Annotated in this window: 17 protein-coding genes; all 17 read right to left on the bottom strand. The window is 53.6% G+C overall.

Annotated elements, in window-relative coordinates; translation table 11 throughout:
* Positions 1-70: 70 nt before the first annotated feature.
* Entirely contained in the window at positions 71-1,741 is a 1,671-nt protein-coding gene (locus tag P0X86_RS05325; protein ID WP_277747981.1) for an extracellular solute-binding protein, read from the bottom strand.
* Positions 1,742-1,846: 105 nt separating this feature from the next.
* The gene (locus P0X86_RS05320) at positions 1,847-2,725 is read right to left on the bottom strand and encodes a carbohydrate ABC transporter permease (protein WP_277747980.1); all 879 of its coding nucleotides are present in this window, start codon (positions 2,723-2,725) and stop codon (positions 1,847-1,849) included.
* Between the two features lie 18 nt (positions 2,726-2,743).
* Positions 2,744-3,682: an ABC transporter permease gene (locus tag P0X86_RS05315; protein ID WP_306812850.1), complete on the bottom strand. Its 939-nt coding sequence runs from the start codon at positions 3,680-3,682 to the stop codon at positions 2,744-2,746.
* 292 nt (positions 3,683-3,974) lie between these two features.
* On the bottom strand, positions 3,975-5,483 hold the full coding sequence (locus tag P0X86_RS05310) for a sulfatase family protein (RefSeq protein ID WP_153783621.1): 1,509 nt from the start codon (positions 5,481-5,483) through the stop codon (positions 3,975-3,977).
* A gap of 18 nt (positions 5,484-5,501) precedes the next feature.
* Complete coding sequence (locus tag P0X86_RS05305; protein WP_277747979.1) at positions 5,502-6,515, bottom strand: zinc-dependent alcohol dehydrogenase; 1,014 nt, start codon at positions 6,513-6,515, stop codon at positions 5,502-5,504.
* Between the two features lie 25 nt (positions 6,516-6,540).
* Positions 6,541-7,689, bottom strand: coding sequence for a galactonate dehydratase (gene dgoD / locus P0X86_RS05300; RefSeq protein ID WP_277747978.1), 1,149 nt, complete (start codon positions 7,687-7,689; stop codon positions 6,541-6,543).
* A complete protein-coding gene (eno, locus tag P0X86_RS05295; protein WP_277747977.1) occupies positions 7,686-8,993 on the bottom strand; it encodes a phosphopyruvate hydratase in 1,308 nt (435 codons plus the stop codon). The genes dgoD and eno overlap by 4 nt, the downstream gene beginning before the upstream one ends.
* On the bottom strand, positions 8,980-9,978 hold the full coding sequence (locus tag P0X86_RS05290; protein WP_153783624.1) for an aminoglycoside phosphotransferase family protein: 999 nt from the start codon (positions 9,976-9,978) through the stop codon (positions 8,980-8,982). Before P0X86_RS05290 ends, eno begins: the two co-directional genes overlap by 14 nt.
* Positions 9,975-11,027 carry a zinc-dependent alcohol dehydrogenase gene (locus tag P0X86_RS05285; protein ID WP_153783625.1) on the bottom strand — a complete coding sequence of 351 codons (1,053 nt, stop codon included), beginning with the start codon at positions 11,025-11,027 and terminating at the stop codon, positions 9,975-9,977. The genes P0X86_RS05290 and P0X86_RS05285 overlap by 4 nt, the downstream gene beginning before the upstream one ends.
* A 3-nt stretch (positions 11,028-11,030) precedes the next feature.
* Positions 11,031-11,861 carry a fumarylacetoacetate hydrolase family protein gene (locus tag P0X86_RS05280; protein WP_277747976.1) on the bottom strand — a complete coding sequence of 277 codons (831 nt, stop codon included), beginning with the start codon at positions 11,859-11,861 and terminating at the stop codon, positions 11,031-11,033.
* Positions 11,862-12,007: 146 nt separating this feature from the next.
* Positions 12,008-14,473, bottom strand: coding sequence for a glycoside hydrolase family 2 TIM barrel-domain containing protein (locus tag P0X86_RS05275; protein ID WP_277747975.1), 2,466 nt, complete (start codon positions 14,471-14,473; stop codon positions 12,008-12,010).
* 4 nt (positions 14,474-14,477) lie between these two features.
* Positions 14,478-14,954: an MBL fold metallo-hydrolase gene (locus P0X86_RS05270; RefSeq protein WP_277748998.1), complete on the bottom strand. Its 477-nt coding sequence runs from the start codon at positions 14,952-14,954 to the stop codon at positions 14,478-14,480.
* Positions 14,849-15,376 (bottom strand): MBL fold metallo-hydrolase, encoded by a 528-nt coding sequence (locus P0X86_RS05265; RefSeq protein WP_277747974.1) that lies wholly within the window; start codon positions 15,374-15,376, stop codon positions 14,849-14,851. Before P0X86_RS05265 ends, P0X86_RS05270 begins: the two co-directional genes overlap by 106 nt.
* Before the next feature lie 313 nt (positions 15,377-15,689).
* Entirely contained in the window at positions 15,690-17,156 is a 1,467-nt protein-coding gene (gene aldA, locus P0X86_RS05260; protein ID WP_277747973.1) for an aldehyde dehydrogenase, read from the bottom strand.
* Positions 17,157-17,182: 26 nt separating this feature from the next.
* Entirely contained in the window at positions 17,183-17,956 is a 774-nt protein-coding gene (locus P0X86_RS05255) for an enoyl-CoA hydratase/isomerase family protein (RefSeq protein ID WP_277747972.1), read from the bottom strand.
* Positions 17,957-17,960: 4 nt separating this feature from the next.
* On the bottom strand, positions 17,961-19,136 hold the full coding sequence (locus tag P0X86_RS05250; RefSeq protein WP_277748997.1) for a CaiB/BaiF CoA transferase family protein: 1,176 nt from the start codon (positions 19,134-19,136) through the stop codon (positions 17,961-17,963).
* Between the two features lie 5 nt (positions 19,137-19,141).
* On the bottom strand, positions 19,142-20,317 hold the full coding sequence (locus P0X86_RS05245; RefSeq protein ID WP_277747971.1) for an ABC transporter substrate-binding protein: 1,176 nt from the start codon (positions 20,315-20,317) through the stop codon (positions 19,142-19,144).
* Positions 20,318-20,322 lie beyond the last annotated feature (5 nt).

Here is a 20,322-nt window from a genome sequence, read left to right as displayed (position 1 = left end):
TTCGTGTGGTGAAAGTGGAGAGCTTCCCCCGGGACCAAGGATACCAGGGAAAGCTCTCAGTTGTTTGCGATTATTGTTGGGCACTCTTAAAGCGGTCGTACGCCGTTTGATAAATGTTGATCAACTCGTCAATCTTCATTTTTTCCAGATCGGCCAGATATTTGTCCCATTCGCCGTCTACTCCACCTTGAAGCAGCCACTTGGCGCTTGTTTGGTTCACGTAGCTGTTAATGTCGGTATCCAGCACTTTAATTTTTTGAGACTCCTCAGCCGTGAACAATACGCCAGGAAAGGTCTCCGATGTCATATAAGGCAAATAATTCTCTTTAATGCCATCTGTCTTCACTTTATCCTTGTCAGCCATCGCAAGACGAGTTCCATACGTATTTTCTAAAATAGCATAAGGAGCTTCAACTGGCGCCGTCTTGAATACATATTCGTCCGTTGTCATGCCAGCCGGCGCTTCCTTGAGCGTCAAGGTTCCGCCTTTGTCTTCCAATGTTGTTCCAATTGGTCCCCAGCCTGCTTCGATCGACGTATCCGTTGCGTAGGACAAGTCAATCCACTGCATCGTAAGCTCTGGATGCTTGTTAGCGGCTGTCATCGAGAATGCAAAAGGATTCACGCCTTGATTATTATTCAAAGACTTTCTCCACACTTGATCGCCGTTTGGTCCTTTCAGAGCTGGAACCACCACATACTTCGGATCATTGTCTACGCCAACAACCGAGAAGGCGTTCCAGGAGAAGAAGCCGCCCAGACGCTGCTCTGTACCGCTGCCCTTGCCTACCAGCTGATTGCGGTCCTGCGCCAGACTTTCCTTATCGAACAGCCCATCCTTGAAGTAGGAGTGGTAATATTGAATCGCTTCCTTATACTCCGGCTCCTTGGCGGAGAATACCACCTTGCCGTCCTCAACGAAAATATGGTTGGCGGAATCCGCTCTTCCGAAGGTGCCGAACAATGAGCCGATGCCCATTACGTTATAGTTCGCGAAGTCCCACAGGAAGGAGAACGGAATTTCGTCATTTTTGCCATTGCCGTTAGGATCCTTCGTCTTAAAAGCTTCCAGAACGGTGCGCAGCTCATCTGTTGTTGTCGGCACGGCAAGCTCCAGCTTGTCCAGCCATTCCTTGTTCAGGTACATCATGTCGGGAGAGAGCCACAGCATCAGCTCGCGGATGCTCGGCAGCGAATAGATATGGCCATCCGGTGCTGTCAGCATCGCCTTGTACTTCGGATTCTGTTCAATCAACGCCGTCAGATTGGGCATCGTTTCCTTCGTGATGTATTGCTCCAGGGGAACCAGCATGCCTTGGCCGCCATAGTTAATGACGTCATTGCCTGTCAGCGCAAGTGTGCCATAGAAGGCATCCGGCAGCTCGCCGCTGGCCAGAATCAGGTTGCGCTGCTCCTCGCATTGCGCAAATTCAATATCTGTCCATTCAATCTGCACATTGGTTTTCTCTTCATATTGCTTGAAGAAATCCATTTCCTCGAACGGCCCATTGTTAGGGTGCTTACAGGTTACCATCTCGAGCGTCACCTTCTCCGCTATCGGGAATACACCTTGCTCCCCTCCTTCACCCGTTGCTTCGGGCGTCTGCGACGCTTCCGTTTGATTCGGCTCCTTGGAGGGCTCCACACCATCATTGTTGTTTCCTGCACAAGCACTTAGAACAGAAACGCTCATCATGACTGAAAGAAAGGATACCAGCATTTTTTTTCTTCGAATGTTCAAATCGATGACCTCCTATTGTTGTATTCGTATGCGCTTACATGAGATGCAGCAAACCAACAAAGATACCCGGCATGCACCTCCCATCCGTAATGACGGCCGCATCCATTACCCCTTGATGCTTCCGATCATGACGCCTTTGACAAAATAGTTCTGCAAGAAAGGATACAGAATGAGCAGCGGGAGCGCCGCAATAATAATCATGCCGTATTTGATCAGCTCCGCCGCTCGGAGCTGGTCCCCCATGGAGGACAGGTCCGTCATCATGTCGTTGCTAATCTGATTCTCGATCAGAATGGATCGAAGCACGAGCTGCAGGGGGAACAGCTCCTGATCCCGCAGGTAGATCAAAGCGTTGAAATAGGAATTCCAATGCGCAACGCCGTAGAACAATACCATAATCGCAATAAGCGCCTGAGACAGGGGAAGCACCATTTTCCAAAAAAACTTGGCATCAGAGCAGCCGTCTATCTTCGCCGCCTCCAGTAGCTCATCCGGAATCGTGGACTGGAAGAACGTTCGAGCAATGATGAGATTCCATGCGCCAACCGCGTTGGGTATGACCATCGCCCAGACCGAGTCAAGCAGGCCAAGCTCCTTGACCGTCAAGTAAGTAGGTATAAGTCCACCGCTGAAGAACATCGTGAACGTAATAAAGAGCATAATCGTACTGCGGCCCTTCATATCCTTCCGCGACAGGGCGTAGGCTGCGGGAAGAGTTAGACATAAATTGATAATGGTTCCTAAGATTGCGTATACAAAAGAGTTTTTGTAGCCCACCCACAGGTTGTCGCTGTCCAGTATCTTCTTGTAACCCTCCAGACTGAACTTCTCCGGCCAGAACAGGGTCGTCTGAACAGCCCCAGGGTCTGTCACAGAGGCCAGCACCACGAAGTAGAGGGGATAGACAATGATGGCCAGTCCGGTCACTATCAACAGCATATTTACGCGATCGAACCAGATGTCTGCTAGACTGCGTTTAAACATATCGAACCTCCCCGCTTCTTACCATAACGATGTATTGGAAGCTTTTTTGGCAATTTGGTTAACTGTGATGAGAATGATGAAATTGATAATAGAGTTAAACAATCCTACAGCGGTTGAGAAGCTGTATTGTGCGCCAACCAAGCCCGTCTTGTACACATAGGTGGAAATAATCTCCGATGAGGGCAGGTTAAGCGGCGTTTGCAGCAGGTAGACCTTCTCGAAGCCGAGACTCATAATATTGCCCGTGCTCAGAATAAGCAGAATAACGGCCGTTGGCATAATGCCGGGGATATCGATATGCAGAATCCGCTGAAATTTGTTTGCGCCATCCACAACCGCCGATTCATGCAGCTCGGGACTAATCGTCGTAAGCGCTGCCAAATATATGATGGTGCCCCAACCTGTGTTCTGCCAAATCTCCGACAGCACATATACGGGTCTGAACCAGTCGGGATCCCCCATAAAAAATACCGGCTCGCCGCCAAACAATCCGATGAGCTTATTGACCATGCCCGTATCCGGCGACAGGAATAAAAACAGCATGCCCGCAATTACGACCGTTGAAATAAAGTGAGGCGCATAAATGACGGTTTGCACAAACTTCTTGAACCTCTTGTGCATGAGCTGATTCAGCATCAGCGCGAGTATGATCGGAGCCGGAAAGCCTACAACGAGCTGCAGGACGCTAAGCTTGATCGTGTTCAGAATAATTTTGGTAAATTCGAAGGACCGGAAAAAACGTTCAAAATGCTCCAGACCCACCCATGGACTGCCCGCAATGCCCTTGAAGGCCAGGAAGTTCTTGAAGGCGATTTGAATGCCGTATAACGGCACGTAATGAAAGAGCACGTAATACAAAACAGCGGGAAGCACAAACAAATATAGCTGGTAGCTCTTCAGCAGCCTTGAGGCCCTTTGCTTCAATGGCGTCCCGCGCTTGATGTCGGGTACGTCCAGCTGCCGGACTTCATTCACATTTTCCACAACAAGCACTCCTTTTTCTGTATTTATCCTGCGATAAGTCCATACCCACCCTTCTCTTGCAAACGTTTACAACACCGATAAAGAAAATAGAGTTTTTGAAACAATCATTCATTATTAATAATTAATAAGTGTTAATCGAAACTCGTTTCGTTTTTATTATAGGTTTGCCAGCAATTCCCGTCAATACCTTTTTTAAAGTGGAACAAAAAAGAGGCTGTCCAGAAAAGTGGGGGCACCACTCTTCCAGACAGCCCAAGACAGCTCCTTACGCTCCCGTTATCCGAAGCGTATCGAAGCGATCGGTTCGAATCAGCTCCCGCAGAAGCTGCTCTGTCAGCTTGTAACGAACCTGAGCATATGCATGATCATTCCATAAATTGTTATGCTCGCGAGGATCTGCGGCCAGATCAAACAGCAGCCCCTCATCGGAATTGATAAACACCGTTAACTTATATTGCTCCGCGACAAGCGTGCGCATTCGAGTCGTCTCGGGCGCATACCAATCCTCATCGTATTCCACAAGCGCCGGACGGGGAGGCAGCTCCTTGCCCTCTTCAACGGCAGCGCGCAGACTGCGGCCCGGCAAGCCTAGCGGCGGCGCGCTGTAGATGCCGCGCGTATCCATGACAGCCTGATCTATACCGGCAAAGTCCAGAATCGTCGGCACGAAGTCCAGCAGGCTGACGACGCGCTCACGATAGACGCCCTGCGCGGCAGCGCGGGGAGCTCTCCAGATATAGGGAACATTCAGGAGCTCCTCCCAAGGCCACTCTGCCTTGGTCAGCAGCCGATGGGAGCCCAAATATTCTCCATGATCCGCCATGAAGACAAGAATGGTGTTCTCATAGAGTCCACATTCCTTCAGCTTGTCCACCACGTCCCCTATACAGCTGTCCACATGTGTGATCATGCCATAGGTTTGCGCTAATATGTCACGCAGAGTGGCTTCATCAAACTGCGAGTGCCCGGGATGAACGGCTCTTAGACCCTTCAGCCAATCTATAGAATCCGCTTCATCATTCCACCCCTCCGGCAGCGTCAGCGACTGCGGATCATACATCTCGCTATAAGGACGGCAGGCTGCGAAGGGATGATGCGGATCTGGGAAGGAGCACCAGAGATAGAAGGGTTCCTCTTGCCCAAGCCCTTCCAGGAAAGCCGCTGAGCGGCGAGCGATCCACCGGTTGTAATGCAGCTCTTCAGGCAGATCGATCTTCCAATGCTGCTCGTACAGGCTATTTTTCTCATAGGCTCCCGCCCGCAGCAATCGCTCCCTTCCTCCCGGCAGCTCCTGCTCCAGCCATGTCAAATAATCGCCAAAGCAATCGACATGCCCGCCAACATGCTCCGTCGTCTGGTAGCCGTAATAATCGCTTGGCAGTGCTGTAATCTCTCCAGCCTCCCAACGCGCTCTGCTCTCCCATGAGAAAGCCATCTCCTCGCCCATGCTGACAGAGCCGATTGGCTGATGATGAAGCTTGCCTACGGCATGTGTCCGATATCCGGCCTCGGCGAGCACCCTCGGCAGTGTAGGCAGCCCTTCAGGGACAGCGTTGCCATTAGTCAAGCAGCCATGCTGGCGGGGAGTAAGTCCCGTCAACAGGGTCGCGCGCGAAGGCATACATACGGGATTGTTGCAGTAGGCTCTGGTGAAGGACACCCCTTCTAGACCCAGCTGATCTAAATTCGGCGTCCGCACGTCCTGATGGCCATGCAGAGACATCGTGCGAGCTTGCATCTGATCCACAACAAATACAACAAAATTAGGTTTCATCTATTGACCCACCTTCCGTTAGCCTAGCTCTAACAATATTTTGGCTACGGCGCCTGGACCGCTCAGCAGCTTGTCGAAGCATGCTTTCCCGTTCTCCAGCGGCTCATGCACGGTCCATGTCTCCAGCCCTGTGCCGCTCTCTTCAATCCACTTGAGCGCAATTTGAAAGTCGATTGGATTGTAGCCGAAGGAGCCCAGCATCGTGAGCTCGTTGCGAATAGCGGTATTGACGGGCAGAGCGCTGTCTGCCGCATGAAGGCCGGAGAACACCACTCTGCCGCCCGGTCTGGCAATACCCATACATTGCTGCCTGGTGGCATCGATGCCGACAGCATCCACACACTTGTCGAAGCCTCGCGCCGGTGTCACTCGGGCCAGCTCCTCCTCACAGGAGACAGCAAGTCCTCCCATTGCCCTGACTATGCCAAGCCTCTCCGCATTCACATCCATAACCACGGTATGCTTCACCCCATACCTCTGCGCAGCCCGGAGCACAAGCAGGCCAATAGGACCAGCGCCGGCAATGAACAGACTGTCCGATGGCTCAAGCGCGGCCAGGCGGGCAATACGAACCGCACAGGCAAGCGGCTCCGCAAGCGCGGCAGCGTCTAATGACACGGCTTCAGGTAGCAGGTGGATATTCCCGGCAGGTACAACGGCATATTCCGCGAACGCCCCAGGCCTGCCTGCTCCTACAAGGCTGCGCTGCGGACATAGGTTCGCCCGCCCGCTGCGGCACTCCATACAGCTCCCGCAGGAGATCAGAGGATTGGCTGTCACCCGATCACCGGACTGAAGCCCCTCCACTCGGCTGCCAACCTGGTGGATCACTCCCGCAAACTCATGCCCCATCACAAGCGGAGGCTTGCGGAGCGAGTTATGTCCCAGATAGCCGCTTAGCTCTGAGCCGCATATGCCCGCCCAGTGAACACGCACAAGCACCTCCTGTTCCCCGGGCCGGGGAATCTCCATGGTACGAAGCTCCAGCTGACGAGGACCTTCGTACACTAATGCACGCATTGTTCCCCCCATAGTTTCCCCCTCCAGTCCTTGTTGTCTACCATTCCGCGTAGGAGCCATCTTCATTGCGCCAGATAGGGGAATGCCAATTATGCCCCTTCTTGGCCGCTTCTCTGACAGCTGCTTCATTGATTTCAATGCCGAGACCCGGCTTGCCGGACATACGCACATAACCCGCTTCATATTGGAATACATCGGGATCCTTCAGGTAGCCGAGCACATCGCTGCCTTGATTATAATGAATGCCTAACCCTTGCTCCTGAATAATGAAGTTCGGCGTGCAATTGTCGACCTGGAAGCAGGAGGCCAGAGCAATCGGTCCAAGCGGGCAATGGGGCGCAAGACTGACATCGTATGCTTCCGCCATAGCCGCGATCTTCTTTGTCTCCAGAATACCGCCGGCATGAGAGAGATCCGGCTGGATAATATCCACATAACCCTCCTGCAGCAGCTGCTTGAAGCCCCAGCGCGTATACATGCGCTCGCCCGTCGCAATCGGCGTATTCGTCATTCTGGCAATGTCTCTCAGCGCTTCGTTATGCTCCGGCAGCACAGGCTCCTCAATGAACATCGGTCTGAACGGCTCCAGCTCTTTCACAAGAATCTTGGCCATCGTCTTATGCACTCTGCCGTGGAAGTCAACCGCAATGCCAACATCCGGACCGACCGCAGACCGCACAGCTTGCATCCGTTCTACAGCCTGATCAATCTTCCGGTAATCGTCTATATAATGAAGCTCTTCCGTGGCGTTCATCTTCAGCGCCTTGAAGCCCAGAGCAACCTGCATCAGGGCATGATTGCTCACATCGCTTGGCCGGTCTCCGCCAATCCAGGCGTATACCTTAATCTTGTCGCGTACCGAGCCGCCAAGAAGATCGTAGATCGGCGCGTTGTAGTATTTGCCCTTGATATCCCACAGAGCCTGCTCGATACCGGAGATCGCGCTCATAAGGATGGGACCGCCTCGGTAGAAGCCGCCGCGGTACATCACCTGGAAGTGATCCTCGATCTTCAGCGGATCCTTCCCTATCAGATAATCCTTCAGCTCCTCCACCGCCGCTTTGGTGGTGGAGGCCCTTCCCTCCAGAATAGGCTCCCCCCAGCCCTCAAAGCCTGTATCCGTGCTGATCTTCACAAACAGCCATCTGGGCTCAATCTGGAACAGCTCTATATCCGTTATCTTCATCGTGCGAACCTCCCTTGGAATGCGGCCCTTCCCGCATAATGACTGCCGATATCCTCATGTATACGAAGCAGTTGATTATATTTGGCGAGCCTAGAGGAGCCGGCTACTGAGCCGATCTTAATCTGGCCGCCGTTCAGGCCTACTGCAAGATCCGCGAGCGTATAATCCTCGGTCTCGCCGGATCGGGCGGATATAACGGTCAACATGCCCGCTGACTTGGCCAGCCTGATCGCCTCTACCGTCTCCGTTAACGTTCCGATTTGGTTCATTTTGATAAGCACAGCGTTGCCCGCCTTCTCCAGAAGCCCTCTCTGAATGCGCTCCCGGTTGGTGGTGAACAGATCATCGCCCACCAGTTGGACCTTATGACCCAGACGTTCCGTAAGCTTCACCCAGCCGCTCCAGTCCTCTTCGGCTAATCCATCCTCAATCGAGACGATGGGGTATCTGTCTACCCATGTCTCCAGCAGGGCTGCCATTTCGTCGGACTGCAGCATCCGATGATCCGCGCCCAGTCGATATATGCCCTTATCCTCATCGTAGAAATGGGAGGCTGCGACATCTAATGCGATCGCCATATCATCCCGAAGCTTGTAGCCGCATGCCTCAATCGCCTCGCACAAAATATCCAGCGCCTCTTCATGGCTGCCCAGAGCAGGACCGAAGCCCCCCTCATCCGCGAGCAGACGGGATTGATAGCCCTTGGCGGCCAATAAGCGCTGCGTCCGGAAGTACACCAACGAAATCATCTCCAGCGCCTCCGGATAGGAGGCAGCGCCTACCGGCATAATGAGGAAATCCTGAATATCTATATGGCCTCCGGCATGCAGACCACCGCTAATTATATTGACCATAGGCAGCGGCAGAACGGGCGTATCTCCCTCAGCGAGAAACCGATTGGCGAAATAGCGATACAAGGGCAAGCCTTCCGCCGCCGCTTGGGCATCAGCCGCCGCAAAGGATACGCCAAGAATCGCATTGGCCCCCACTCTCGACTTGTTAGGCGTGCCGTCAAACTCAATCAGAAGCTGATCCAGGGTATGATGTTCTCCCGCCTCGACACCTGCAACAGCCTTAGACAGCTCATGATTGATATGGTCAACGGCCTTCCGCACACCCTTGCCCTGGAAGCGTGTAGGCTCGCCGTCCCGCAGCTCCCATGCTTCGAATTTGCCTGTCGATGCGCCCGACGGGACCATCATACGCCCGCGATGTCCGCTCTCCAGGACAACATCCACCTCTACGGTAGGGTATCCCCGTGAATCCAGTATTTCTCTCCCAATTACGTGTTTAATTTTGGCCATGGCCGCCCCTCACTCCCAATCCTTCCGCAATTGCCTCTCTTGCCTGCTCCTTGCACGCGCCTAACAACCATTGCTTGCCCAACCGACGTACACGCTCCTTCATTGCGGCATCCGTAATGTATTCCACTGGCGATTTGCCATCTATCCTAGCCAGCAGCATAAGGCCCAGATGCTTCATGAGTCCTGGAGGGACAGCGCCGTAACCTCTAAGGAACGCTTCAATACAGCGCTGCGCGGCCTCCTCGCGTCCATAGGCTATTCCCTTCAGCACGAGATGGCCGATGCAGAAGGCCAGATCGAACACCGAATTGCCCCAATGCCCGACCTCATAATCCAGCAAAATGACCTCATGATGGCCCGCAACTAGAATGTTTTTGGGTGAGAAGTCGCCGTGCACGAAGCAATGGCCGACCTCCGTCACCTCTCGCTTCAAGTCCTCAATAGGGAGAATCAGCTCAGGATACTTCCTGGCCAATTCATTATGGAACGGATCGACGCGCAGCTCCTGGAAGTACTTCAGGTCGCGGAGTGAATCCACACTCTCGCCCGGAAGGGCTCGGCTGGCTACATGCAGTCTCCGCAGCATCCCTCCGACAGCCTCCGCTGTCGCGGTGTGGAATTGTCCCTCCTGCAGCTGTGACTTCCAGGTTACCGCTCCTTCAGGCGCGCAGGCCATCATATATAAATACGCATTCTCATCCTGATAGACGATAGCTGGGACTTGTCCGGCATCCAGCAGCGGGTATAGGGCAAGCATCGCCACCTGCTCCCGCTCGATTCTAGCTACATCGGAGAACCATTCCGACTTCACCTTCAGCTGCGGAAGCGCTTGCTTTAACACCCAGCGTCCTTTGCTCGTTACAATCTTCCATACCTGGCAGCTTACGCCTCCGCTCAGCTCGGTAATGGCACACGGCTCGCCATCGGCCAGCCACTCTGCATGCAAGAGGTAAGCTCTCACCTCGTCTGCAGTACCCAGAATCATGGTGACAGCTCCTCTCCATCATGAAGCATGACGATTTTGACTGTTGGCTTCGTCTTGTTCCGCAGCGCTTCAAAGGCCTCCTCGTATTGGTCGATAGAGAAGCGATGCGTAATAAGCGCCTCCAGCTCCAGCTTGCGGGCTTCCAGCAGTCTCAGCGCTTGATGCCAGGACTTGGTCGTATAAGAGAATATGCCATGCACAGTCAAATCTCTCAGCATCATATAATCGCTCTCCACGACCAGCTTCTTGCCTGTTCCAGCGATGCCAGTCAGCACAATATGGCCTCCGCTGCGCGCCAGCTCCATACTGAGCCTGACCGCCTCTTCACTGCCAGATGTCTCGACAATGAGGTCAGCGCCTTGTCCTTCTGTCCATACTTGAATAGCGGCGTGCACGTCCATGATGCGGCTATTGACGAAATGGGAAGCGCCGATCGCTCTCCCCAGCTCCAGCTGCTCATTTCTCCGTCCAATCAGACAGATGGCATCCACTCCGAACGCCTTCAACAGCTGTACAGTCAACAAGCCAAGCGTACCGGGACCAATAATAACCGCTTTCACACCTGGTTGAAGCGGCGTCTTCATAATGCCGCGAAGCACCGTCGCAGCCGGTTCGATTAAGACCGCTGCTTCATAGGAGACCTCATTCGGAATGCGATGGACGGCCCTTGCAGGTACAATGACCAGCTCCGCCCCGCCGCCAGGGCGGGTGAAGCCAAGCTGATCATATTGATGGCAGAGATTCGTCCGGCCTTCTCTGCAGTAGGCGCAGCTGCCGCATGACAATAAGCCTTCGGCAATGACTCTGTCCCCCGGTCTTACGCTTGTCACCTCGGAGCCGCATTCTACGACCATTCCGCTCCATTCATGTCCAGGCACAACGGGATACTTCACGAAATCGGAGGAAATCTGTCCTTCATAGATTTCGAGATCCGTCCCGCAGATGCCGACAGCCTTGGACCGAACTCGAACATCATGAGGCCCTAACGGCTGGGCCTCCATCTCCTCTAGCTGCATATGATGCGGGCTGCGGATAACCAAGGCTTTCATCGGTCAGCATCCCTTCATGACATTGGTCAAAGCTCCAAGCTTCTGGATTTCAACGGTAACGACGTCTCCGTCCTTCAGCCATACCTGTTGATCCTCCGGATAACCGGCCACCACGCCCTCAGGCGTCCCGGTCAGAATAAGGTCGCCAGGCTCCAGCGTCATATATTGTGTAATGTATTGAATGATTTCCGGAACAGTGAAAATCATGTCTCTTGTATTGGAGCTCTGGCGAAGCTCTCCGTTCAGATACAGCTTAATATCCAGGTCGTTGGGATCGCCCACTTCATCCGCCGTGACGAGATAAGGGCCAGCCGGACAGAAGCCATCTAATATTTTGCCAAGCATCCACTGGCTTGTACGCATCTGTAGATCACGCGCAGACAGGTCATTGACGTTGCAATAGCCGAATACGACATCCAGCGCCTCTTCCTGTTTGACGTTCCTGGCCGTCTTGCCGATTACGATACCGAGCTCAGCTTCGTAATCATATTTGAACGCTTGGGCGGGAAGGCCCACTACCGCTCCATGTCCAACGGGTCCATTGGAAAACTTGTTGAACAGAATTGGCACCTCAGGTACGGGGAGTCCCGCCTCCTCCGCATGCTTCTTGTAATTAAGACCAACGCAAATGATTTTTTTGCCAGCCGGTATGGAAGGTGCGAACACTACTTCCTGCTCCGACAGCCACTTACCGGGGCTTGCTGCAGCAAGCTCCGCCGCATCAGCCCTTCCGGCAATCACGTCCTCCAGGCTCGCTTCAATCGGTAGAATCCCTTGCTCTCCTGCAATCGCGCAGGTTAACTTACCCTCGAATTGAATGTGTACCAGCTTCATCCTTGTTGCCTCCTCATGGGATATCGACTTCACTTGATATTAGAATCGTATCACGGCTTACTCCACAATAAAATGAACCAATTCGTCATGTTATTGGACTTTTCCGATCTCTATTGAAACAAGTTTCTATTCATTCCATTAGGGACCTATTCGACGACCTTCACCTTACATATATTAGATACGGCATGGATAGCAGCGCATGTCGCCTTAATCGCAAGCTCTCCTGGCTTGGTCCCCTGTACAAGGAGCAATCCTCTGCCCAGCTCTGTCATAAGGCTTGTGCTCTGGTAAGGCTGCACATTGTCAGGGCTGCCATTGTCAACTCCAAGAATGCGGCATTCCCCCTCCACCTCGAAGGCAAGCTCCACATTTTGGTTCGTAATGGCATGCCCCTGCGCATCCAATAGCTGAACAGTAACATGAACGACATGATCGGGATGAATCTGGAGGGTGTCCTTGTCCCCAAGCAGCTGAATGGAATGAATAGGGCCTACCGTATGGATACTGGCAGAGGTTGATTCACCGGCTCGCTTGCCGACAGCCCTCAGCTCTCCTGCGGCATAAGGCACTGCCCATTTGTAGATATGGTCCTCGAACTGCTCCAGGCGTTTGGCGGCAACCAAGGTGTCGTTCAAATATAAGGAAACCTCTTCGCAATTGGAATATACCTCGACCACAACCAGCTCTCCATCCCTATAATTCCAATGAGAGTTCACATCATGCCAGAACCACACTCTCTCCTGCCAGCCGCCAGGCACCTTCTCCACCAGCTCGCCGGCCTCATTCAGGCGATACAAGGATTCCTCCACAGTCTGCGTGACGAGATGGACATGCGCCTCTTCATTCCATAAGCTTTTGAACATATGGTAGGAAGGCTTCTGGAACCCGGCGAAATCCAGCAGACCCAGATTGGAGCCCTTCCGCGGCCATGGCTTCTGTATGGCTTCACCCATATGATCGATGCCAGTCCAGAGGAAGATGCCAGGAATATGCTCTCTCTCCAGCACCGCCTTCCATTCATGCCACTGGGCTACATTCTCCGTTCCCAGTATCGGCTTGTCGGGATAATGCTGATGGCCGTAATCATAAATCACCCTGCGGTAGCTGTACCCTGCAATATCCAGCTCGTCGATATAGCCCGATTCGTAGCTGGCGCTGGGCAGGATGCAATTGGCTGTAACGGGTCTCGTTGTATCCAGCTCCTTGGTCCAGCGTGACAAGAGCCGGGCTGTCTTATCAATGTCATAGGCGTCTCTTGGCAGCCCCTGAATGATCTCGCGAATTTTATCCTTGCTGTTCGGCGGCAGCGTCCAGAAATAATTGCCGGAGGCATTCATGCCGAAGTAGCCGGTTGCCTCATTATATTTGGGATACGTCCATTCAATTTCATTGCCTATACTCCACTGGAAAATACAAGGATGGTTCCGGTCCCGCAGCACCGTGTCCTGCAGATCCTGCTTGGCATACTCCCGGAAAAATTCAGCATGCCCCCGGGTTATATCATCCACCCGTTGCTCCCCGCCGTTGCTGCGCTTGTCCTTCGGATTATCCCATTCATCGAAGAACTCCTCCTGCACCAGGAAGCCCATCTCGTCGCATAGATCCAGGAAGTCCTCCGAGGCTGGGTTATGGGCTGTCCGGATGGCATTGCATCCGCATGCCTTCAGCGTCTCCAGCCTGCGTCTCCATACATCCAGAGGCACCGCCGCGCCAACAAGCCCGCCATCATGATGCAGATTGACCCCTTTAATTAACGTGTTCCTTCCATTAAAATAGAAGCCCTTGTCGGCATCGAATCGGAACTCTCGTATGCCTATACGATCCTCTACCGTCTGGATGGTCCGTCCGTCGTCCACTACCTCAACAATTGCGCGGTACAGCTTGCCATCATGAATTTCCCATCGCTCCGGATTCGGAATCTTCCATTCCATCTGAAGCTCCTCTGATTGATTACCTGCCAGAGAGCAGCTCACTCTCTCCTTGGCTGCAAGCTGGCCATCCGGTCCGAAAAGGCTGCAGATCAGTTCCGCTTGCTGCGGGCCCGCTTCATCATTCCGCAAGGTGATGACCCCACGTACAACAGCAGAAGTATCATCGACGTCCGGCGTCGTGTAATAGGTGCCCCACACGGGGATATGAAGCTTAGGCATAATATGAAGGGCTGCCTTCCGATAAATGCCGGAGCCCGTATACCATCTGCTGTCCGCGTAACGGGAATGATCAACCTTCACCGCAATGAGATTATCCTCGCCCTCAGCATGCAGGCAATCCGTTATATCCACCAGGCATGGCGAATAGCCGTAGGGATGAAACCGTACAAGCTGCCCGTTGCAATAGATGCTTGCACGATTATAAATGCCGTCGAAGTTGATGATGACCTTGCTTCCGGTCATCTCGGGCGTGGACGTGAAGCGCTTGCGATACCAGCCAATTCCGCCAGGCAGATAGCCGGTGCAGGCTTCCCCCTTCTCCTGATCAAACGGGAACTCCACGCTCCAATCATGGGGCAGATCCAGTGTGCGCCATGAGGTATCATCCGTTGCCAGCAAATGGGGAGACTCCGGCTCGCCCAGTATAAACTTCCAGTCCTGTATAAAAGGAATTCCTCTCATCTCTCTATCTCTCCCTTGGTTCATTCTCATTCTTGAATGCGGAGCTCGACACATAGAGGAAGCGTTCCCCGCGCGCCAGCAGATGACACTTCTGCTCCGGATACTGCTCGTATACATATTGCACGAACGAGCCCGGCTTCTCTGTATTCCAGTCGAACGTATCATAATGAAGAGGGATGACGGTGTCCGCGCCAATCTCCCAAGACAGCTCCGCTGCCTCCCGATAATTCATATTGCCGGCAATATTCCGGCTGGCGCGATAATAGTCGCGTCCATTAATAGGCAGACAGGCTACATCTATGCACGCACTCCGCAGCCGTGCGGCCAATCCGTCATAGACCAGCGTATCTCCCGCATGATACAGGGTCACGCCATTCAATCGGATGACGTATCCGACATACCGATGCTCCCCGTCAGCGTCAACCTCAAACTGCTCATGCATGGCCGGTATTGACCATACTTGAAGCCGATCGCCAAGCAGCGACAGGGGCTCCTCTGTATGGGCATGGAAGACACGATGAGGCGCAAAGCCAAGCCCCTAATCGTGCTGGCGCAATATTTGGGAGCGATAACAAGGCTGTCCGGGCTGCTATGGCAGATAACCTTCATCGTGCCGGCATCCAGATGATCCTCATGATCATGCGTAATGAGACTGACAGCAGCATTCGTAATATCGGCTGGAACAAGCGGCGGCTCATACAATCGCTGGAGGCCCAGCTTGCTCCTCACATCATCGGATACGAAGGGATCGAAGTAGAGAAGGATGCCGTCCCCCTTCACCACAATGCTCTCCTGGCCCAGCAGCCAGATCGCAAGGGTGCCATAAGGCGGAGTTGTTGCATTCATTTCGTCAATCAGCCTCTCATTAGCTCGTATGCGCGAGCCCTGCGAGCCTTGCAGCATTTATCCCCCACCACCTGTTCTTAAAATAAAAATTCTACCTCATAAAAATACAAGTTCAAAAAGTTCGGTTTTCAGCACCGAGAAGATGGAGCGAAAGTAGAAACTGAGGAGCGGAGCGTAGTGGAGGCTACGTGAGCACCTCAAAGGTTTCAGAAAGAAACCTACATCGTAAGCATAAGCTTAGTTTCGCTTGCGCTCCATATTCGATGTCGAGTAAGCTTCGTTACATACTTCGTGATCAAAACCGGACTTTTTGAACTACCTCTCAAAATAGGGAAGCAGCCTGCGGTCGGTAAACCGCAGGCCCCTCTCCTTACTTATAATTCAAGTACACTACACGCTTCTGCATATAGCCTTCCAGTCCGTATTCGCCATCCTCGCCGCCCAGTCCGCTCAGCTTATGGCCGCTGTGGTAGCCCTGCATACAGCCTGACATACCTTGATTGACGAAAACTGTTCCCACCTGAAGCACATCTATACCATGCATCATTTTCTTCATATCACTGGTAAACAGGTAAGCCGACAAGCCCAGCTCACTGGAATTGACGATGTTAATGGCCTCCTCAAAGCTGCTGATGGTTACAATCGGAAGCACGGGACCAAATATCTCCTTCTGCGCTGCGGCCATGTCCGGCTTCACATCAACAAGGACAGTCGGCTCATACCAATAGCCCTTATCGAAGATGCCGCCGCTAGGACGCTTGCCTCCAAAGGCTACCTTGGCGCCTTGGGCTACCGTTTCTTGAACAATGTCGTCAATTTTTTGCAGATCATTGCCATTCGCCTTAGGCCCCATCGTTACAGTGCTGTCGAAAGGATCGCCCACCTTAATAGCCTTCATATGCTCCAGAAGCTTCGCTGTGAAGGCCTCCGCCACCTTCTCGTGAACAAGCACCAGCTCATTGCACACACATACCTGCCCGCAGTTCGCGAATCGGGCTGTGACAGCCGCTGCCGCCGCTTGGTCAATATCCGCATCCTCCAATACGATGAACGGGGCTTTGCCGCCCAGCTCCAGAGACAATGCGGTAATGTTGTCGGAAGCCGCCTTGTAGATCTGCTGACCCGCGCGTACGCTGCCGGTTACCGTTACCATCTTCGTAATGGGGCTGCTCACCAGAAGCTGTCCCACCTCCGCGCCTGTGCCTGTCACGAAGTTTGCAACGCCAGGAGGGAAGCCAACCTCATGAATCAGGTTGAAAAACTCGGCCGAAGCGATTGGCGTAAGCTCATGTGGCTTAATGATCATCGTATTGCCCGTCACAAGCGCCGGTCCCAGCTTCCTGCCGATCAAGGCAAGCGGATAGTTCCATGCGCATAAGCCAATAGTGACGCCATATGGCACCTTGCGAATCTGCAGCATCTCGCCTTCCTTATTGGAAGGAAGAATATCGCCTTTAATTTTGTTGGCGGATTCCACGGCAAACATCATATAAGCCATCGTATCTTCCACTTCTCCGAGCGCCTCACGATACGTTTTGCCCTGCTCCATCACCAGCAGCTTGGCTAGGAACTCGCGCTTCTCCTTCACCTTCTCCACCAATTTGACCAAATAAGACGCGCGCTTCACGGCAGGCAGCGCCTGCCACGCCTGCTGCGCCCGCTCGGACGATTCCAGCGCCTTCTGCACATCCTCGGCCGAGGCATCGCTTACCCGTCCAATCACCTCTTCATTCGCCGGGTTCTGCACCTCAATCAGCCGATCCGAAGATGCCTCCACCCATTGGCCGTCTATATATAACCGATAATAGTCTTGTCCATTGCGGTTGCCCTTCATCATTGTGCTCCATCTCCCTTTCGCTTCTATTATTGTCCCTTGAATTGCGGGGCTCTCTTCTCCTTGAAGGCTGCCTTACCCTCCTGCGCGTCCTCTGTCGTGAAGCAGAAGGAGAACAGGCTGTTCTCATATTGCAGGCCTGCGTCAAGCGGCATATTCATGGCCGCTCGAAGCGCAAGCTTAGCGTTTTCGACAGCGATTGGACTATATGCCGCGATGGCGCTTGCCGTCTCGTAGACCAGCTTCTTCAGCTCATCAGGCTCCACGACCTGCTCAACCAATCCGCAACGCAAAGCCTCCTCCGCTGACAGCAGCCTCCCCGTCAACACCATCTCCGCAGCCTTGCCTGCTCCTACCATTCTCGGAAGCAGCTGCGTGCTTCCGCTGCCTCCGATCCAGCCCAGCTTAATTTCTGCTGCGCCGAATCTGGCGTTGGATGACGCCATACGAATATCGGCCTGCAGCGCAAGCTCCAATCCTCCGCCAATGGCATACCCATTCACCATAGCGATGACTGGCTTGCGAATGCTGCGAATCGCCATACAGTAATCATCTCGATTACGCAGATCCCATGGACTTCCGTAATCATCCAGCACTTCAATGTCGCTGCCGGCGGAGAAGCTCTTCTCGCCTTCGCCGGTGAGGACGACGACTCGAACGCCCTTGTCCCTGTTGATCTCCTGACAGAGCTCGCTGAGCCGCTCGCCCATCGCACGTGTGACGGTATTCAGCTTGCCCGGTCTGGCAAGCGTAATCGTCCCTATATAGTTGTCAACCTCGTACCGAATATCGTTGTTGTCCATCGCCTTACCTCCCTCCATCGTTGTCCACCGAACCGTCAAGACCGAAGTCCCTATTAATTCGTATCGTGTGCTCGCCGACTGGAGGTGCTCCCTTCTCATGCTTGAGCAGCTGTCCGTTCACCCTTGCGGGGTAACGCGTCGTCTTGAACACCGCGCCGCTTGGCCTAACGACCTCCTGGAACATATCCAGCACCTTGATGCCTTCATGCTGAAGAGACTGCTCCCAATCGAACACCTCAGCGCACCAATAGTCGGCCGGCTCCAGAAGATCAAGCCACTCCTTTGTCGGCCTCGTCTTCAGGTGACGATTCAATATTCCCTTAATGGTGTCCCGCTCATCGAACCAAGCCGACTGCTCCGTATAGACAAGCAGCTCCTCGCACTGGAGCAGTCCGCCTAATGCCAGAATGGAGCCCATGGCCAGCGCGATATAGCCATCCTTTGTTTCATAGATGCCATATGGCGCGCCAAGGTAAGCATGGGCATTCCGGAACCCGCTTCGCTTGGGCAGCTCTCTCGGCTCTTTGTTCATATAAGCGCTCAGCACTTCAAATTGGAAGTCCAAAGCCGCCTCCATCAGGCTGATCTCCACTAGTCCGCCCTCACCGGTCTTCTCTCGCTTGTACAGCAAGCCAAGCAAGGCCTGAACAAATACGGAGCTGGTATGCAGATCAATCGTTGCCAGACCGAAGGGAACAGGCGGCTGCTCGCCGTCGCCGTTCAGCCAGGCTAAGCCGGACATGGATTGGACCAGCAAATCCTGTCCCGGCTTGTTCTTCCAGGGGCCTTCCACGCCATAACCAGTAATGCTGCCGTATATCATGCCAGGATTCAGCGCCTTGACGGATTCATAATCAAGACCGAGCTTCTCCATAGCGCCGGGGCGAAAATTTTCTATGATGACATCCGCCTGCTGAATCAACCGCTTTACTTTTGCGAGATCAGAGGGGTCCTTCAGGTTGGCAGCGTAGCTTTCCTTGTTCCGATTCATAGACTGGAATACAGTGCTCTCTCCGTCTACCCTTAGATTCGACAATGTCAGCTGGCGGCTTCCATCACCGGCGTTCGGCCTTTCGATCTTGATGACTCGCGCCCCCAAATCGGCTAATCGAAGCGCGGACACAGGGCCTGCCAGATATTGGCTGAAATCCAGTACAACAATACCCTCCAGCAGCTTCATTCTGCTCACATCCCCGTTTCCTGATGCTCTCGTCTAACCTGCATATGCATTTCGTTTAAGGTTTGAATAACCGTTCTCCGCTCCGGCGCCTGATTCATCAGGCGGTACCGAATCAGATTGCCAGCCTGCTCCTGGAAGCTGATATAGCCATGGAAACGCGGTCTCATGGAGCCATGTGTCAATGTGTCCAGCGTGTTCTTGAAGAAGCCGCCGGAGAGACGATTCACCTCGGGGTCCAGCCATGCCTCCCGATGGCCCGGCTGACCGTCATTCAGGAAAAACGAGGTGCGCTGGAACTCTGGTGAAGCGACCATAACGGCAAACCGGGCGGCGATGTCAGCATGCCGGCATTGCGACGAAATCGCAAGCCCTACACCGCCAATCATGCTGCCGCTTGGCACGCCGCTGTCGGACGGAATATTGCCGAAGCTCGCCAGGTACGGCCGAAAGCCGACTCTCGCATAATTGGAATACCCGTAGATAAGCGGAATGTACGCTATTTCATTGCTGGCACCCATAAGATTCAGCATATGAATGGGATCCTGATGCACCGATTCCGAATGTACATACGGCATCAGGCTTTCCATAAGCGCAAGCGCCTGCTCGCCTATCTCCATAGGAAGATCAAGTTCTTCACTCCAATAGGCCCGGTTCGACAGCTGGGCGCATAACGTGAAGAAGGTTGAATACGCATGCACTGGCACAAGCGGGAGGCCGATTGACTGCCCTTTGGGCAGCTTCTTGGCGATGGCGAGCACGTCGCTCCAGCTTCGGGCAGGCGATAGACCAGCCTGATCCAGCAAATCCTGTCTGTAGGCGCTGACTTGAGCCGCCGCATCCACAGGCAGCGCCCACTGCTTGCCTTCATACGTATAGCTGGCGTAGCTTAATCCTGTCGAATGAAGCTCCTGATCCTTCAGAAAAGCCTCCTCCACCCGATCATTCAAGGGCAGCAGCAGTCCCTTCGCAACCGCTGTTCCTATATGGGGATGATCAATCATAATGAGATCGTAGGCATCTGCAAGCAGCTCCAGCGGGTACAGCTCGAAATCAGACAGGGAACGCGCGTCCCATTCAATCTCGACGTTAGGCTCCAGCCTGCGGAACGCCTCTGAGGCCGCTGCCAATGGGTTCAAGCCACGCTCATGAGACCATGTCATTCCTTTTAATTTCAACTTCATCACCA

Origin of the sequence: Paenibacillus sp. BR1-192, from assembly GCF_029542445.1 — a bacterium.
GTDB lineage: Bacteria > Bacillota > Bacilli > Paenibacillales > Paenibacillaceae > Paenibacillus_AQ > Paenibacillus_AQ lautus_A.
The sequence above is the reverse complement of the archived record's forward strand: the minus strand, read 5'-3'. Positions and strand labels throughout refer to the sequence as shown.

Excerpts from the sequence above, each read along its gene's own strand:
- P0X86_RS05320 (WP_277747980.1), bottom strand. The coding sequence starts at position 2,725 with ATGTTTAAACGCAGTCTAGCAGACATCTGGTTCGATCGCGTAAATATG.
- P0X86_RS05310 (WP_153783621.1), bottom strand. The coding sequence starts at position 5,483 with ATGAAACCTAATTTTGTTGTATTTGTTGTGGATCAGATGCAAGCTCGC.
- P0X86_RS05305 (WP_277747979.1), bottom strand. The coding sequence starts at position 6,515 with ATGGGGGGAACAATGCGTGCATTAGTGTACGAAGGTCCTCGTCAGCTG.
- dgoD (WP_277747978.1), bottom strand. The coding sequence starts at position 7,689 with ATGAAGATAACGGATATAGAGCTGTTCCAGATTGAGCCCAGATGGCTG.
- eno (WP_277747977.1), bottom strand. The coding sequence starts at position 8,993 with ATGGCCAAAATTAAACACGTAATTGGGAGAGAAATACTGGATTCACGG.
- P0X86_RS05290 (WP_153783624.1), bottom strand. The coding sequence starts at position 9,978 with ATGATTCTGGGTACTGCAGACGAGGTGAGAGCTTACCTCTTGCATGCA.
- P0X86_RS05285 (WP_153783625.1), bottom strand. The coding sequence starts at position 11,027 with ATGAAAGCCTTGGTTATCCGCAGCCCGCATCATATGCAGCTAGAGGAG.
- P0X86_RS05280 (WP_277747976.1), bottom strand. The coding sequence starts at position 11,861 with ATGAAGCTGGTACACATTCAATTCGAGGGTAAGTTAACCTGCGCGATT.
- P0X86_RS05275 (WP_277747975.1), bottom strand. The coding sequence starts at position 14,473 with ATGAGAGGAATTCCTTTTATACAGGACTGGAAGTTTATACTGGGCGAG.
- P0X86_RS05265 (WP_277747974.1), bottom strand. The coding sequence starts at position 15,376 with ATGCTGCAAGGCTCGCAGGGCTCGCGCATACGAGCTAATGAGAGGCTG.
- aldA (WP_277747973.1), bottom strand. The coding sequence starts at position 17,156 with ATGATGAAGGGCAACCGCAATGGACAAGACTATTATCGGTTATATATA.
- P0X86_RS05255 (WP_277747972.1), bottom strand. The coding sequence starts at position 17,956 with ATGGACAACAACGATATTCGGTACGAGGTTGACAACTATATAGGGACG.
- P0X86_RS05250 (WP_277748997.1), bottom strand. The coding sequence starts at position 19,136 with ATGAAGCTGCTGGAGGGTATTGTTGTACTGGATTTCAGCCAATATCTG.
- P0X86_RS05245 (WP_277747971.1), bottom strand. The coding sequence starts at position 20,317 with ATGAAGTTGAAATTAAAAGGAATGACATGGTCTCATGAGCGTGGCTTG.